Source organism: Mycobacterium numidiamassiliense, assembly GCF_900157365.1.
GTDB classification, from domain to species: domain Bacteria; phylum Actinomycetota; class Actinomycetes; order Mycobacteriales; family Mycobacteriaceae; genus Mycobacterium; species Mycobacterium numidiamassiliense.
Genome location: NZ_FUEZ01000004.1, coordinates 4,142,487 through 4,157,345, shown reverse-complemented (window position 1 = coordinate 4,157,345; position 14,859 = coordinate 4,142,487). Strand labels below are relative to the sequence as shown.

Annotated in this window: 16 protein-coding genes; 6 read left to right on the top strand and 10 right to left on the bottom strand. The window is 66.5% G+C overall.

The window, feature by feature from the left end; translation table 11 throughout:
- Nucleotides 1-111: 111 nt before the first annotated feature.
- The 4 genes from MNAB215_RS27745 to MNAB215_RS27730 all read right to left on the bottom strand — a co-directional run bounded on the left by MNAB215_RS27745 (nucleotide 112) and on the right by MNAB215_RS27730 (nucleotide 4,936).
- The gene (locus MNAB215_RS27745) at nucleotides 112-1,236 is read right to left on the bottom strand and encodes a site-specific integrase (protein WP_077082399.1); all 1,125 of its coding nucleotides are present in this window, start codon (nucleotides 1,234-1,236) and stop codon (nucleotides 112-114) included.
- A gap of 316 nt (nucleotides 1,237-1,552) precedes the next feature.
- Nucleotides 1,553-2,614, bottom strand: coding sequence for a YncE family protein (locus MNAB215_RS27740; protein WP_174604643.1), 1,062 nt, complete (start codon nucleotides 2,612-2,614; stop codon nucleotides 1,553-1,555).
- 78 nt (nucleotides 2,615-2,692) lie between these two features.
- Entirely contained in the window at nucleotides 2,693-4,102 is a 1,410-nt protein-coding gene (gene espB / locus MNAB215_RS27735; RefSeq protein ID WP_165691620.1) for an EspB family ESX-1 secretion system-associated protein, read from the bottom strand.
- A gap of 201 nt (nucleotides 4,103-4,303) precedes the next feature.
- Nucleotides 4,304-4,936: a TetR/AcrR family transcriptional regulator gene (locus MNAB215_RS27730; protein WP_077081616.1), complete on the bottom strand. Its 633-nt coding sequence runs from the start codon at nucleotides 4,934-4,936 to the stop codon at nucleotides 4,304-4,306.
- Nucleotides 4,937-5,068: 132 nt separating this feature from the next.
- Here MNAB215_RS27730 and MNAB215_RS27725 point away from each other — a divergent pair, with 132 nt between their 5' ends.
- The 3 genes from MNAB215_RS27725 to MNAB215_RS27715 all read left to right on the top strand — a co-directional run bounded on the left by MNAB215_RS27725 (nucleotide 5,069) and on the right by MNAB215_RS27715 (nucleotide 7,170).
- A complete protein-coding gene (locus MNAB215_RS27725) occupies nucleotides 5,069-5,911 on the top strand; it encodes an MBL fold metallo-hydrolase (RefSeq protein WP_077082397.1) in 843 nt (280 codons plus the stop codon).
- A 53-nt stretch (nucleotides 5,912-5,964) separates the two neighbouring features.
- Nucleotides 5,965-6,255, top strand: a complete 291-nt coding sequence (locus tag MNAB215_RS27720; protein WP_077081615.1) for a hypothetical protein — start codon at nucleotides 5,965-5,967, stop codon at nucleotides 6,253-6,255.
- Between the two features lie 75 nt (nucleotides 6,256-6,330).
- Nucleotides 6,331-7,170: an enoyl-CoA hydratase/isomerase family protein gene (locus MNAB215_RS27715; RefSeq protein WP_077081614.1), complete on the top strand. Its 840-nt coding sequence runs from the start codon at nucleotides 6,331-6,333 to the stop codon at nucleotides 7,168-7,170.
- A gap of 9 nt (nucleotides 7,171-7,179) precedes the next feature.
- Here MNAB215_RS27715 and MNAB215_RS27710 read toward each other — a convergent pair whose 3' ends face one another.
- From MNAB215_RS27710 to MNAB215_RS27695, 4 genes are all read right to left on the bottom strand, one after another.
- Nucleotides 7,180-7,986, bottom strand: a complete 807-nt coding sequence (locus MNAB215_RS27710) for an MBL fold metallo-hydrolase (protein WP_077081613.1) — start codon at nucleotides 7,984-7,986, stop codon at nucleotides 7,180-7,182.
- Between the two features lie 51 nt (nucleotides 7,987-8,037).
- A complete protein-coding gene (locus MNAB215_RS27705; protein WP_077081612.1) occupies nucleotides 8,038-8,439 on the bottom strand; it encodes a RidA family protein in 402 nt (133 codons plus the stop codon).
- A gap of 40 nt (nucleotides 8,440-8,479) precedes the next feature.
- Nucleotides 8,480-10,048 (bottom strand): long-chain-fatty-acid--CoA ligase, encoded by a 1,569-nt coding sequence (locus tag MNAB215_RS27700; protein WP_077082396.1) that lies wholly within the window; start codon nucleotides 10,046-10,048, stop codon nucleotides 8,480-8,482.
- 82 nt (nucleotides 10,049-10,130) lie between these two features.
- Nucleotides 10,131-10,619: a hypothetical protein gene (locus MNAB215_RS27695; protein ID WP_245830414.1), complete on the bottom strand. Its 489-nt coding sequence runs from the start codon at nucleotides 10,617-10,619 to the stop codon at nucleotides 10,131-10,133.
- 272 nt (nucleotides 10,620-10,891) lie between these two features.
- On the opposite strand from MNAB215_RS27695, the gene MNAB215_RS27690 reads away from it, so the two are divergent.
- Nucleotides 10,892-11,680, top strand: coding sequence for an SDR family NAD(P)-dependent oxidoreductase (locus tag MNAB215_RS27690; protein WP_077081611.1), 789 nt, complete (start codon nucleotides 10,892-10,894; stop codon nucleotides 11,678-11,680).
- Between the two features lie 80 nt (nucleotides 11,681-11,760).
- Entirely contained in the window at nucleotides 11,761-12,528 is a 768-nt protein-coding gene (locus MNAB215_RS27685; protein WP_425436559.1) for a sulfite exporter TauE/SafE family protein, read from the top strand.
- 24 nt (nucleotides 12,529-12,552) lie between these two features.
- Here the strand turns inward: MNAB215_RS27685 and MNAB215_RS27680 are convergent, their stop codons facing one another.
- The gene (locus tag MNAB215_RS27680) at nucleotides 12,553-13,647 is read right to left on the bottom strand and encodes a glutamate--cysteine ligase 2 (protein ID WP_077081610.1); all 1,095 of its coding nucleotides are present in this window, start codon (nucleotides 13,645-13,647) and stop codon (nucleotides 12,553-12,555) included.
- A gap of 152 nt (nucleotides 13,648-13,799) precedes the next feature.
- On the opposite strand from MNAB215_RS27680, the gene MNAB215_RS27675 reads away from it, so the two are divergent.
- On the top strand, nucleotides 13,800-14,414 hold the full coding sequence (locus MNAB215_RS27675) for a maleylpyruvate isomerase family mycothiol-dependent enzyme (protein ID WP_077081609.1): 615 nt from the start codon (nucleotides 13,800-13,802) through the stop codon (nucleotides 14,412-14,414).
- Here MNAB215_RS27675 and MNAB215_RS27670 read toward each other — a convergent pair whose 3' ends face one another.
- Complete coding sequence (locus MNAB215_RS27670; protein ID WP_077081608.1) at nucleotides 14,415-14,849, bottom strand: anti-sigma factor antagonist; 435 nt, start codon at nucleotides 14,847-14,849, stop codon at nucleotides 14,415-14,417. It abuts the gene before it with no gap.
- Nucleotides 14,850-14,859 lie beyond the last annotated feature (10 nt).

Sequence of the window (14,859 nt, the reverse complement as noted above, 5' to 3'; positions counted from 1 at the left end):
GAGCAGCGAGCAGTGGCTCAGCCGTTTCTCTTTTCGGAGCGGTCCCGCGCTGCCGCAGCAGACCGGAGGACCCCTTTTATGGCCTACGTGAGGGTGACTTTACCGCCTATTTCAATCTGCTGCTGCCAGCTTGGACATCGCCGCGGCGACAATACGATCGCGACCTTCCGCGGCGTGCTGGTAGCGCATCGCGGCCTGTGGCGTCGAATGCCCCAACCGTGCCATCAGCTCGGCCAGGGTGGCGCCGGCGGTGGCAGCCAGGACGGCGCCACTGTGCCGAAGGTCGTGCCAACGAAGATCATCCCGGCCGGCCGCGGCGCGGGCCTTGCGGTAGTCCTTGTACAACGCCTTGGCTTGCAGCCAGCGGGTCGAATCGGCGCCAGAGGGGAACAACAACGCGTCATCGGCGGCGCCGGTGTGCTGCGCCAGGTGGTCGCGGAACCGCTCGACCAGATGCGGCGGGATCGCAACATCACGCACGCCGGCGGCCGTTTTCGGCGTGTCGATTTGCAGCGTGCCACCGGCGCGGACCACGGCGCGGCGGATGCGGACTACGCCGGCGTCGAGGTCGACGTCGCCACGGCGCAATTCGAGGGTTTCACCGAGCCGCATCGCCAACCAGGACGCGCATACGACGGCCAGCTGCAGCCGCACCGGCATTTTGGCGGCAATCGTCTCGATTTCGGCGATGCTGGCCGGCGTGACCTTGTGGACGCACCTGACCGAACCGGCGCCGCGGATGCGGCATGGGTTGGCGTCGACCAACTCGTCTTCGAACGCGGTGGACAGAATGGTCCGCAGTAGGTCGTAAGCGTGCGCTCTCATCGTCGGCTTGTCGACCAATGTCTTCGCGTACCACTTACGCACGTCGGCCGGCGTGATCGCGGTCAACAGTTGCGGCCCGAATGCCGGCTTCAACTCGCGGGCGATGATGCCGGCGTAGTGGGCTCGGGTACGCGCCTTGATCGGCCGGCCGCCGACCTGGCGGCCTGCGAGCCAGGTCTGTGCGTAGTCGGCGAAGGTGACCCGTTCGCGGGTGCGTTCCGCGGCGCCGGGGTTCCACCGGTTCTCATCGATCTCGCGCCGGCGGTCGACCAACCAGGCTTCGGCGTGGATCTTGGCGGCGAACGTGCCCGACGCCTTGACGACAGCGCCGGTGGGGGTGGTGTAGTGCGCCTGGTATCGCTCGGAGGGGAGCTTGCGGATGGCGCCGAACGATCGCTTCCCCGCGCTCATGATGCCGCCGGCGTGCAAGATACGTGCAAGATGCGTTCATATCGGCTAATACGAGATTGCATGAGATTTACTTTACCCGGTGGCTATCAAGGCTGTTCAGAGGCCTTATTTCGCTGGTCACAGCACCAGACTAGCAAACTAATCCGCCTTGTTCGATCCCAGCCGGGACCACACACATATTCTCAGCTCAGAGAGTTTTTTGGCTCAATCTGGACCGCCGTGCCAAATACGTGTCCGATCACCGTGAACTCCGCTTTCACCGCGATCCGCTCGAAGATTCTGCGTCGGGATTGCAGGATGGGCGATGCGCGCCCGCTCATTCCGGCGGCAAGAGGTCCGGGGTGACGATCTGCAAGCCGCTGCCGCTCTGGGGGTCACTGCCCGTCACCAACACGGTGCCCGAACGTGGTTCGACGGCAACCGAATTAGGCTGTCGTACGGTCGGGACATCGCCGAGTGTCCGCGGCTTCGACGCATCCGAGACGTCGATCACCCGCATCAGGTTGGACGCGGTCAGCGTGACGTATAGGCGACGGCGCCGCGCGTCGTAAGCCAACCCGTAGGGTTTGCCCGGAGCGTCGATTTTGGCGACCTGGGTGAGCTGCGGATCGATGCGCTCGACGAAAACCGCGCCTCCGTCGGTATCCGCGAAGGCGGCCAGATCGCCCGACAGGGCAACCGCGTGAGTGAGTTTCGCGCCGACCGGGCCCTGCGCTACCTGCTGGCGAGTCGATCCGTCGTACACCCACACCCCGTTCCCCTGCACGTCGGCCACCGCTGCGTAGTCGCCCACTGCAGCGACGCCGCCGGGCTGCACCGGGCCGGCAGGAAGTGACGTGAGCACCGCGCCGCCGCGGACGAACACCACACCGCCGCCGAGCTCATTGGTGACGACGATCGTTCCCCCGGCAGTCCGGGCCGCGTCGTGCGGTTGTCGGCCCACACCCACTGCGGTGGACTCCACTCGGCCGTCGGCCAGGGTCAGCTCGCACAGTTCGTTGGAAGCTTCCAGCGGCACCAACACCGGCCCGTCGGGTCCGGCCAGGCTCAGGTGCCGGGCAGCTCCCGCCGTCGGAACCGTCTGTCGCACTGCACCGCTAGCGGCGTCGATCAGCTCAACACCGTCGGGGTTCCGCACAGCGACCGCTCCGATTCCCGACGTTCCGATAGCGATGCCTTCGGGTGCGTTGCCGATCGGGACCACCTTGCCGGCCGGGGCCACGACCGGCGCTGGGGCAGTCGCGGGCTCAGCCGCGGGTGTACTGGCGCGCGGGGGGACCGGGTTTGTCATGGGTGCGCGCGAGCCCGTACCGCTCCTGCAGCAGGTGACCAGCATGCCCACCGCCAGCAACCAAATCAACGCGGAGCGCGAGTTCACCACTCCACTGTGCCCGACCGCGACGGCGCCGACTTCAGTCTCAGGCTCAAAGGCCAAGTACCAGGCGGGAACCTGCGTTCAACTAGCTCGCCGTCGGCCGATAACGCCCTCGGTCCAGGCCCGGTCTTCGGTGTAGAGCGCCTGCTCCTCTTGCGGCCCGCGCTTGCCCTTGCCGGCGGCTTGCGACTGACCACCGGGGGTGCCCATCGGCATACCCATGCCACCACCCCCGTTGAGCGCGGCGTATGCGGCTGGGACCGGGATCGCACGACCGGCGCCCGCGGCCCCGGGGGCCGCGCTGAACCCGGACGCCACTCCGGAGCCCGGGGGTCGCTGCAAAGGCATCGTCGGCACGCCGGCCCCGCCGCCCCCGACCGACGCCGGCTTGAGGCCCGCGCCCGTCGACAGGGCCGAGGACCGCTGGGCGTCCTTCGAACTCTGGCTCAGCATCGAGTCGGTCACCTGCGAGTCGGTCGGCATCGACGGCATTCCGCCGAATGGCATGCCGGGCATCCCGATCCCGCCAGGCGGCAGCTGGCCGTCATCCGGCGTGGGCAGTGGCCCAGGCATAGGTCCCGGCCCAGGCTCTGGCCCGGACTCGGGTGGCGGAGCAATTTTGTAGGCGTTGGGAGGCTTCGGCGGACTCACCGGCGACAAGGGCAGATTTGCCCTCCGCTCGTATTCGGCCAGCACTGCCTCCGACTTCGCCTGGTATTCCGCGTACATCCGCAGCAGCGCAGCTTTCCCCAACGGGTTTGTGTCCCAGCCCCGCAGCTTCTGGGTCGCCACCCACCGCTCGTCGAGCGCTCGTATCTGCTCGAGGGTGGGATGCTCCCGGACCGCCCAGCGGTGCGCGGCAACCACGTTTCGGGCCTGGCTCGCCAGCTGGCCGCACAAGGTCGCCATGTGATTCAGCCAGCCCCGGTGCTGGTCGAAGTTCTGCTCGACAACGAGGCTCGCGTCGCTGTCCCACTCGGTGAAGGGCCGGAACCGGTAGCAGGCTTCCAGCAACGTGCGCTGATACGCCGTCCAGGCATCCGCGAACTGGAGGAACGACGCGCCCTGGTCGCCGCGCACGAGCAGCTGCGCTGCCTCTTTGGCCGAGGAGTAGGGGATGGGCGCCCCGGACATCAGCGATGCCGTCTCGGTGAGCGTCACCGGAGCCCCGGCGTGATCCGCGAACTTTGGCCGTACCGCCGACACGGGCGTTTCGTTGTCCAGAGCGTCCGCGGCCTTCTCGTCGGTTTCCCGGTAGGCCTCGGCGGCATTGCGCAGCGACTGGGCCAGACGTCCCCGTTCGCGGTCACCCGCCCCGAGGTAAATCCGCATGTTGTCGGCGGACAACTCAAGTTGTTGGGCCGCCATGATGACCATCTCCAGGGCGCACGGCGCTTGGCCGTTTTCGAGTGGGACGGCCGCTAGCTGGGCCTCCACCTCGTGGGCTCTTGTCGTCAGCTCGGCGTACTCCACGTTCAGCGTCTGCGTCATGGCGAGTTTTCTCCTGGTCATGGCGTGTGGTTATCGGGTGATAACTAAGCACAAGGTTATCAGTCGATAACCGATTGTCAAGACGTGTGCGCGGCGAAGTTGGTCGAGTGGGCATTCAGTGCGGGGCGGCCTGCGCGTGCTAACTTGGCCCAGGTGCCCAGATCGCACGGAAAGTGCTGTGGGACAAGGGAAAGGGAACGTTTAGATACTGGGCCGGGCTATATGGACATCCAAAGCGGCTGCGGCGGAACGTATTTCGGGCAACCGGGTGGAATCCGCCAAGAGCCCGATCATCGCGAACTCCAAGATCTCATCCGGGTTCACAGTGAGCTGGGGGGTCAGCGCGTCGAACAGCGCCTGCACGAGCCGGGAGGCCGATAGCGGATTCATCGCGCGCAGGTCGCCTTCGGCCTGGCCCTTTTCGACCAACTCGACGAGCAGCCGTTCGACCTTGGACGCCAGCTCCTGCTCCGCCGTGAAACGGTCCTGCCACAGTTCGGGGGTGGCGATGAGGGAGACCACCACTTCGGGCGAGGCATGCAGATAGTCGAGGCATTCCTGTAGCCAGCGGTGCAGCTTGACGACGGCCGGCGCGGGCAGTGGCGCAATTTCCCCGGCCAACTCGACCGGCCACTCCAGGGCCAGTTGGACCAGCGCCGCGAAGATGTCGCTTTTGGCCGAGAAGTGTTTGTAGATGGCTGGTTGCTCGACGCCGACGGCAGCGGCGATGTCTCGGGTAGACGTCGCCGAGTAGCCCTGCTTGGCGATCAACTCCGCGGTCGCGCGCAGGATGCGGGTCGCGGTGGGGCTTCGGCCCTTGGCGTCGGCGGGCATGAGGCTGAGGTTAACCATCACCGCCCGGGGGTGTTGTTCGCCCCTACCGCGGCCGCACAATCCGGTCCAGACTGGAGCGGCGATATCCCACGCCCGCGCACCGCGGACGGACACAGCGATGGAGACAACGCGATGGCTTCCTTGGAGTTAACCAGCAGTGGGACAGCAGATTTCAACGACGGCGGTGTGTATTTCATCGGCAACGCGACGACCTTGATCCGGTTCGGCGGATTGACGATCTTGACCGACCCTGCCTTCCTGCACAAGGGCGAGCATGTGTATCTGGGCCATGGCATTTGGGCCCGGCGCGAGGTCGAGCCGGCCTGCCAGATCGCCGACCTGCCGCCGATCGACCTGATCGTCTTGTCGCATTACCACGGGGATCATTTCGACGACGTCGCGGCGCAAGAGCTCGACAAGAACCTACCCATCGTCTCGACGGCCGACGCGGTGGACAAGCTCGGTGCCCTCGGCTTCCAGCGGGGCTACCCCCTGGACACTTGGGAATCACTCGAGGTGCACAAGGGCGACGCCACCCTGACCGTCACCGCCATGCCGGCCAAGCACGCGACCGAAGAGGCGGTCAACGAGCTACTCATGCCGGTCAACGGGCACCTGCTCGACTTCAGCCGCGACGGCGAGCAGCTCTACCGGCTCTACATCACCGGGGACACGATGCTCGTCGACAGCCTCGAAGACATTCCGCGCCGCTACCCCGACATCGATCTCGGCCTGATTCACACGGGTGGCACCACCTTCCTTGTCACGGTGGTCACGATGACGGGCGAGCAGGGAGTCCGGGCCGTCGAGATCACCAAACCCCGCACCGCCATCCCCATCCACTACAACGACTTTTCGGTGTTCCTGTCGGGCCTCGACGACTTCCAGAAGGCCGCCGCGGCCTCGAGCACGACGACGAAGTTCGTCTACCTTGCGCATGGCGAGACCTACACATTCACCCCCGAGCGAGCGTGAGGCGAACGTCGCGGACAACAATGGGCATCGGACGAGACTAAGGACAGAGGGCAATGACGAACTACGAAGGCATCGGCACACTGAAACTCGAATGCCCGCAAATGCATCCGGTGGGCAGGATCCTCAAAGAGGCCCCGCATCAGCAAGTCGTATACGACCCCGGGGCTCAACTGGGCCCGCGCCGGTTCTGGCCGGACGAAGAGGATCAGCCGCGGTTCACCATTCGCTGCCGTCAGTGCGACAAGCCGGTGAGCGAGGCCACGAGCACGCTTCAGGACAAACATCGCAACCTGCTCTTCAACATCACCGAGTCCACCGAGACGGCGACGCTGCCGTTTGTGTAGACGCGGCCGCCACGGGAAACGGTCCGCGCGCATACTGTAAGAGTTTCAGTAGTGCGCCGACGTGAGAGGAATCCCGTGACGCAGACCCCGCAGGCATCGCACGCCGGCCCCCGTCCGCCCGAGGGGGATTGGCTGGGGACTCCCTATCTGTCCTTCCAGCGTCAGGGGCCGATCGCGGTGTGCACGATCGACCGCCCCGAAGCGCGTAACGCCATGACTCCCGCGATGTACTTCGGAATCCGTTATGCCGTAGGGCATGTCAACCAGGACCCAGACCTGGCCGGGCTGCTGATCACCGGAACCGGCGATGTCTTCGCCCCGGGCGGCGACATGACCGGCGGGGGAGGTGCCGACGACTGGATCACCTTCGGCGCGGCGCTGGGCATGGACATCACGCCGTTCGACGCGCTGCGGACCTCGGGCAAGCCCATCGTCGCGGCGGTCAACGGCCTTTGCCAAGGCGGCGGCATGCAGATCGCCCTCTGCAGCGACCTGTCAGTGGTCAGCGAGCGCGCCACCTTCCGGGTGCCCGAGTTGTTCCGCGGCTATGCCGACACGTACTACAGCCACATGCTCGCGCGCCTGATCGGTCCGGTGCGCACCCGCGATCTGATGTTCACCGGACGGGTGCTGTCCGCGCAGGAAGCCCTCGACTGGGGGCTGGTGACGCGCGTCGTGCCGCACGACGATCTGCTCGAGGTGGCCCGGGATCTGCTGGCGCAAAGCTGCCGGACGGCGCCACGCGCCCGCAACGTCATCAAGTCCAGCATCGACAACTATCTCGGCCTGTACGACCGCATCGGGATGACCAGCAGCCTGATGGACGCGGAGGCCCGCGAAGGCGTGCGTGCATTCAAAGAGCGACGCTCGCCCAACTGGGTGCATCCGGAATTGCGGACCGAGGGGCGCCTGTGAATTGCCCGCTTAGTCAAAGGTCAGGTCGATCCATTCGCCGTGGGGCGCGGTGCGTAGCACCCGTTTGATGCCTGCCTGGTCGAAGGCCGCGGCGACGTCGGCAGGTCCCTCGCTGAAGTGGGCCCAGCCGTCGACATGGGCCGGAATCACCACCTTGACGCCCAGGACTTCGGCGGCCGCCGCCGCGCGCGCCGAGGTCAGCGTGAGCGGCCGTCCCCGCTCCTTGGCCGGCACGGTCGCCGCCCCGGCGAAGAGGACCGCGATGTCGATCTCCCCGATCCGGTCGGCGATCTCGCCGACGGCACTCATCGAGGCGTTGTCACCGCTGAGATAAATCGTAGGCAGCTTGGGCCCGTACAACACGAATCCCGTGACCTCGCAGTTGACGTGGCCCTCCATGTCGCGCATCCCGTCGGCCGGGCCGTGCACCGCCGGAACGGCTTGTGCCGCAATGCGTCCGGGCCCACCCGGCAAGTAGTAGGACTGCCACGGTTGCAGCCCCACCGCCGGGGGACCGAACCGGCCCGCGGCGCCGGGGTTGGTGACGATCAAGGGCGCGGTCTCTGCGAGCCGGCGGCCGGCGTTGTCCAGATTGTCGGGATGTTGGTCGTGGCTGACCAGCACCACATCGACCTGCCCTAGCGCATCGGCGTTCACCGCGGGCCCGGTGAGCTTGTCCAGGTAGTCATGCGGGCCGGGCGGGTCGAACGTCGGATCCAGGACGATACGCCGGCCCGCAATGTCGATGACCGTCGTCGGGCCGCCAAGCACACTGATCGCGCAGTCGCGTCGCTGCGCGTCTACTACCTCACCCATCTCGTCGCCCCTGACTGTTCCGGTAGAGATTCTTTGCAGCGCACGCGCAGGTTACAACATGGCGGGCCGGCGGATCGCGGTAACTTCCACCTCGACGCGGATGTTGGGCCAGACCAACGCCGGGACCACCGCGAGCGTGAACACGGGTTCGTGCTTGATCACCGACGACCGGACCGCGGCATACGCGGGAATATCGGCCGCATCGGTCAGCCATTGGCGGACCCTGACGACGTCGGTCAGGCCGGCACCCGCGCGGGACAGCGCGTTCTCGACATTGCGCCACGCCAGCGTGGCCTCTTCGGTGAAGTCCTCGGGCACCGTTCCGTCCGGGCGCAGACCCGGCGTGCCCGAGGTGTAGATGAGCTCGCCGCCCGGCGGGATCCGCACGGCGTCCGCGTACCTGCCGATGTGGGCGGCGACGCCGGAATTGATGGATTCGAACGCGCCACTCAACTGTCGACCTTTCGTCGTGCTTGATCGCGGATCGCCAGGGTCACACTTGGCGTGCGCGGTCTTTCCAATATGGTTCGCGGAGTTGGTTTTTGAGGATCTTTCCACTCGCGTTGCGAGGCAGCGATTCGACGAAGTCGACGGTGCGCGGGCATTTGTAGCCGGCCAGGTGCTGACGGCAGAACTCGATGATCTCGCCGGCCTCGACGTCGCCGGTGGCCGCGACGATCGCCTTGACGGACTCGCCCCAGTGGTCGTCGGGAATCCCGATGATCGCGGCGTCGGCGACCGCGGGGTGGTCGAGCAGCACGCTTTCCACCTCGGGCCCGTACACGTTCTCGCCGCCGGTGATGATCATGTCCTTCAGCCGATCCTCGATGTAGAGGTAGCCGTCGGCGTCGAGGCGCCCGATGTCACCGGTGCGCACCCAATCGTCGGCGGTGATCGTGTCGGCGGTGGCCTCCGGCCGGTTCAGGTAGCCGCTCATCCGTTGATTGCTGCGCACCCAGATCTCGCCGGCTTCGCCGGGGGGCAGTTTGTCTCCCGATTCGGGATCTACGATCCGAATTTCGTTGCCCGGGGCCGCCTTTCCGGCCGACAACAGCAAATGCGGCCGATCCGAGTCGCGGTGTGCGGCCGGCTCTAGCTGTACGATGCCGCCAGCCAGCTCCGTCTGGCCGTACACCTGGACGAAATTCATCTCAGGCCAGGCGTCCAGCGCTCGCTGCAGCAACGGCACCGGCATGGGAGCCGCGCCGTAGACCAGGTAGCGCAAGCCGGACAGCGCGTCGACGGCCGGCGGACCCGCGTCGAGGAACCGGGCGATTACCGGTGGCACGAAAAAGGCATGCGTCGCACCGGCTTTCACGGCGCCGATGAGCGTCGCGGCCTCGGGCTCACGGGTCAGGAACGTTGGCACGCCGGCCCTGATACCGAAGAACGCATACGCGACCCCACCGACGTGAAACAGCGGCATGGCCACCAAATTCGCGTCGCCCTCCTGGAATGGGAACGACGGTGCCTGGTTCGCAACATGATTGACGAGCGCGCGCTGGCTCAGCACGACACCCTTCGGGCGCCCGGTGGTGCCCGAGCTGTAGATCACCAGGGCGGTGTCAGTGTCGGCGACCTCCGGGTCCGGCTCGACGGGCGCCGCCGCGTGGACCAGGGGCTCGTACTCGTCGTCGTCGCCGCCCACCACGATAATCCGTTCCACGCCAGGCACTTGCGCGCGGATCGCGTCGACGGACGGTTTCAGTTCCGCACCGACGAAAAGCACGCGTGCGCCGCAGTCGTTGAGCACGTGGACGAGTTCGTCCTTGATGACCCGCCAGTTGACAATGGTGGCCACCGCGCCGATCGATACGGCGGCGATCAACGTTTCCAGGCAGGCCGGGTGGTTCTTGTCCAGGAATGCCACGCACTGGCCACGCTGCACACCCGCGGCTCGCAGTACACCGGCGGCACGCTGGATCCGGTCGGCCCACTGCGCCCAGGACCACTGCCGCTCACCGAAGCGAATCGCCACCTCGTTGGGTCGGTGCTGCACGTGGTGCTCGACCATCCCGGCGAGTGTCTCGGTCGTTTCGACGATGGCGTCGGCTGGTGGCATGGCTCCTCCGCTGCTCTGCGTGGCGTGGTTACCTCTGTCGTTGATACGCGGTCGCAGCACCTCACGCCACGGCGGGGCACCGTTACAGCATCGAGTCGATCATCAATCCGCCCGAGTTGTCGACCTGCGTGGTCGCGTCGCCGTTTTGCTCAAAGATAATGAACGCTGATTGGTGGGTCGAGGTATTCAGCAGCTCGATAAATGATCCGATGACGGGAATTGTGCCCGACTGCGATGACCCATCAGCGCCGTAGTCGATGGAGGCTTCCTGTTGGAACTTGGCGCTTTGCAGCGGTTTCGTGGCGGGCGCGGTCACGTTTTTGACATTGGTAAGACCTGTCACCGTAACGCCCAGATTGTTGATGTCGCCCTGCAGCACGGCGACGGGGTCTGTACCGCTAGCGGGTTTTGCCCTGATCTCCATGGCTGCGGTGGAGAAGCCGTTATGCAGCACCACCCAGCCGGGGCCCTGGGTTCCGACTGTCCAGGCCGGCGCTGGGGTGACTGAGACGCCCGGCGCGACCTCGACCGCCGTCAGCATCACCGCCGGTTGGCTGATGCTGCCGATCAACGCGATTACTCCGGTCACCGCGGTCGCGGTGGCCGCGACGGCGACCGCGCGGAACCCGAGCCCGATCCGTCGACGATGGGGACGGTCTTCTGGTATCGAGGTCGAAAACAACATCGGCTATCTCCTCTGCGGGAAGGGGCGGTGAGGGAGTCGCCCGTCGGTTACCAATTTCACCTGGCAGCGCTGGCCCTGTCCATTAATTGGATTGCCGTGGAGTGATATTTCCTCCGTGTGTCAACATGACTGCGGCAAACCGACAAAGGAGTCAGACAATGGTGGACGCCGAACGCGCTCGCTCGCGCACCTTCGTCGTGACCGGCGCCGCGTCGGGCATCGGCCTGGCCACCGCGCAGCGCCTGCTGGCCGAAGGCGGCACGGTCGTCGGCGCCGACCTGAGCTCGCCGCCCGACCTCGGTCCCGACTTCCACTTCGTCACGGCCGACATCACCGACGAAGCCGCCATCGCCGCGGTGATGGCCGCCGTGCCCGACCGCTTAGACGGTGTCTTCCACGCGGCCGGCGTCGCGGGTGGCGGGCCGGTTCACCTACTGGACCGCACCGAATGGGAACGCGTGGTCGGGACCAACCTGACTGGCACGTTCCTGGTGGCCAAGGCCGCGCTGGCCAGGATGATCGAGCAGGACAGGGTCGACGGCGAGCGGGGCTCGATCGTCACGGTCGCGAGCATCGAGGGCCTGGAAGGCACCGCGGGTGGCAGCTCGTACAACGCCGCCAAGGGTGGGGTCGTGCTGCTCACCAAGAACATTGCGCTCGATTACGGGCCGAGTGGCATCCGCGCGAACGTCATCTGCCCCGGCTTCATCGACACACCCATGGCGCAGAGCGTCTTTGGCCTGCCGGGGATGGAGGGCCCGCTGGCCTCCATCACCAAAGAGCATGCCCTGCAACGGCTCGGCCAGCCGGCCGAGGTTGCGGCCATGGCCGCCTTCCTGCTGTCGCCCGACGCGTCGTTTGTCAGCGGTCAGGCGATCGCCGTCGACGGCGGCTACACCGCCGGTCGCGATCACGGCGTCGTCGAACTCTTCGGCTTTCCTGACTGAACGGCGTCGCGCCCGAAATCACCCGGCGTGCTTCGGTTCCGGCGCGCAGACTAGTGTTGTCGGCAGTGTCGTTTTCCCACGTGCTTTTGATCGCCCTGGCCGGTTTGGGCGCCGGTGTCATCAATGCACTCGTTGGCTCTGGAACCCTAATCACGTTCCCCACCCTGGTCGCGCTCGGCTATCCGCCGGTGACCTCCACCATGTCGAACGCGGTCGGATTGGTGGCCGGTGGCGTCTCGGCGACGTGGGGGTACCGCGCCGAGTTGGAAGGCCAGTGGGATCGATTGCGCTGGCAGATCCCGGCGTCGTTGACCGGCGCGGTGCTGGGCGCCTACCTGCTGCTGCACCTGCCGGAAACGGTGTTCGCCCAGGTCGTGCCCACGCTGCTGGTGCTGGCCCTGGTGCTGGTGGTGATCGGCCCGTGGATTCAGTCATGGGCTCGCCGGCAAGCCGAGAAGGCGGGGCGCTCCGCCGAACACGTCACGCCGCTGCGCAGGGTTCTGCTGGTGTTGGGGACCTTCGCGGTCGGGGTCTACGGCGGTTACTTCACCGCCGCGCAGGGCATCTTGCTGGTCGGTGTCATGGGCGCGTTGCTGCCCGAGTCGGTGCAGCGCATGAATGCCGCGAAGAACCTGCTGGCCCTGGTCGTGAATGTTGTTGCAGCGCTTGGCTATACGCTCTTGGCTTTCGGCCGGATCAGCTGGCCGGTCGCCGGCATCATCGCGGTGAGCTCGTTGGTCGGGGGATGGGTCGGGGCGCGTTACGGGCGCCGGCTCTCGCCGAACGCGTTGCGTGCCACGATCGTGGTGGTCGGGCTGATCGGGCTGTATCGGCTCATGCACGTGTAGGTCGCCGCCTCAGCTCAGCTCAGCTCAGCTCAGCGTGGCGGCCGCGAATTCCTCAAGGACGTCTCGCACCCCGCCGCGTCGTCGCCACGCCTTGCGCTGCCGCATCGCGCCGTTGCCGTGAGCGGCGATGCGGTCGAGTTCGTCGACAACGCGGTCGTATTCGCCGAGCGCGTCCAGCGCCGGACGCACCTGTTGCACCAGCGTGCTCAACTGTTCGCGCGCGGGCACAGCACCGCGGCCGTGGACCAAATCGACTGTGCGCCCGGATAATCCATCGTGGGCGGCCTTCCAGTATGCCGCACGAAGCGCTGCGGCCGGCAGCCGCCGGGGCTCCTCGCCGCGGTCGCGTGCCCGCAACGCCGTCATCACCGCGGCCCGGATCAGGGTGGCCAGAAGCACCGTTTCGGCGACGGTCGCCGGGACGTCGGCCACCCGGACCTCGACGGTCGGGAAGTCCGCCGATGGGCGCACATCCCAATAGATCATCTTGTGATCCAGAATCACCTCGGTGTCGATGAGCATCCGCACCGTCCGGTCGTACTCCTCGGCCGAGGTGAAATACGGTGGCGCACCGGCGGCCGGCCAGCGCCGCCACAGCACACTGCGCCAGCTCGCGTAGCCGGTGTCGGCGTTGCGATAAATCGCCGAATTAGCCGACAACGCCAGCAGCGACGGCAGCCACGGCCGCAGCCAATTGCTCGCGTGGATGGCGGCCGCCCGATCGGGCACTTCCACATGCACATGACACCCGCAGATGCCCTGCTCGTGCGCAACCATCCCGAACTGCGCCCCGATTCGCCGATACCGCTCGGTGTCGGTGATGGGAAACTCGTGCGGGGTCACCGGCGGAAGCCCGAGCGCCAACAGCCTAAGGCCGCTGGCCTCGGCAGCCTGGGCCGCGCCGCGGCGCAACCGGGCAAGCTCCTCGCCGAGTTCGGCGCTGGTCTGCGCCACGCTGGACGTCGTCTCCACCTGACAACTGCTGAGTTCCAATTGCAGTGTGACGCCACGGCTTTCGGCCTCCTCAGCTACCGCGGCGTTGCGCGGCGCCGGTTCGCCGGTCTGCGGGTCGACAAGGAGGAATTCCTCCTCGGCGCCGAAGGTGGGCGGATCGTTCATCCAACCTCCGGACGTCGGGCACTTGGCTGTGCACTATGGAGCATAAGCGTTTTCGCGCAACGCCTCTGGCTTGTCTGGCCGGGGGAATCGGAGTCGAATGGGTAGACGTATCCGCGGTCGAGCGATCCGAAGGGAGAACTGCGGCGACCACCATGGAGATGGCGTGTGAAGAACGCCAAGATTTCGTCGATCTGTTGAGCCGGCTGACACCCGAACAGTGGGACCATGCCAGCCTCTGCGATCGCTGGCGGGTGCGCGACGTCGTCGCGCACGTGATCAGCTACGACGAGCTCAACCCCTGGGCGGTGGTGCGGCGCATGGCGCGAGCCGGTCTTAACCCGCACCGCGCCAACGCAATCGGCGTCGATGAGTACGCTCGTCGAACGCCTGTCCAACTCTGCGAGCTGATGCGCGGCTGCATCCCGCCCCGCGGTTGGACCGCCGGCTTCGGCGGCATGATCGCCTTGGTTGACGGCATGATCCATCAGCAGGACATCCGGCGACCACTGGGCATCCCGCGTGATATCCCGGCACAGCGGCTGCGGACAGTCCTGGATTACGCCCTGACCGTCCCCGCCGTGAACGGTGCATTGCGCACCCGGCGGGTGCGGTTGATCGCCACCGACATGGACTGGACACACGGACGCGGACTCGAGGTCACCGGTCCGGCAGAAGCGTTGCTGATGGTGATGGCGGCCCGGCCGGATGCACTCAACCAATTGTCAGGCCCGGGGAAATCAATCCTGGCTCAACGCTTTTCGGGATGACTAACGCGCAAGCGCGGAATCCACGGTGGGATAGATGTGCAGCACGCCGCTGAGCCCGCATGCATCGACGATCCGGGCAACGATCGGCTGGTGACTGACCAGGCGTACGTCGACGCCGCGACGGCCGCAGCGCGCCGCCTCCTCGGCCAAGACCGCGAACGCGCAGCCGCCCATGAAATCGATTCCGGTCACATCGACGACCAGGGGTCCCGGGGCGGTGACGACACGGGCCGCCTCGCCGACCAGGTGGCGCCAGGTGTGCTCGTTGCAAGCATCGATTTCGCCGCCGGCACTGATGACGACAGCCGCGCCGCGGCGATCGGTGGTTGCCCGCAGCGTGCTGTTCGGGTCACCCATCTCGTAGACCAACCGCGTGCTGAGCATCAGCGGCGGGCCGGGCACCCGGGAAAAAGATTCAGAAATGGCCAAACTCATGTGGGACTCC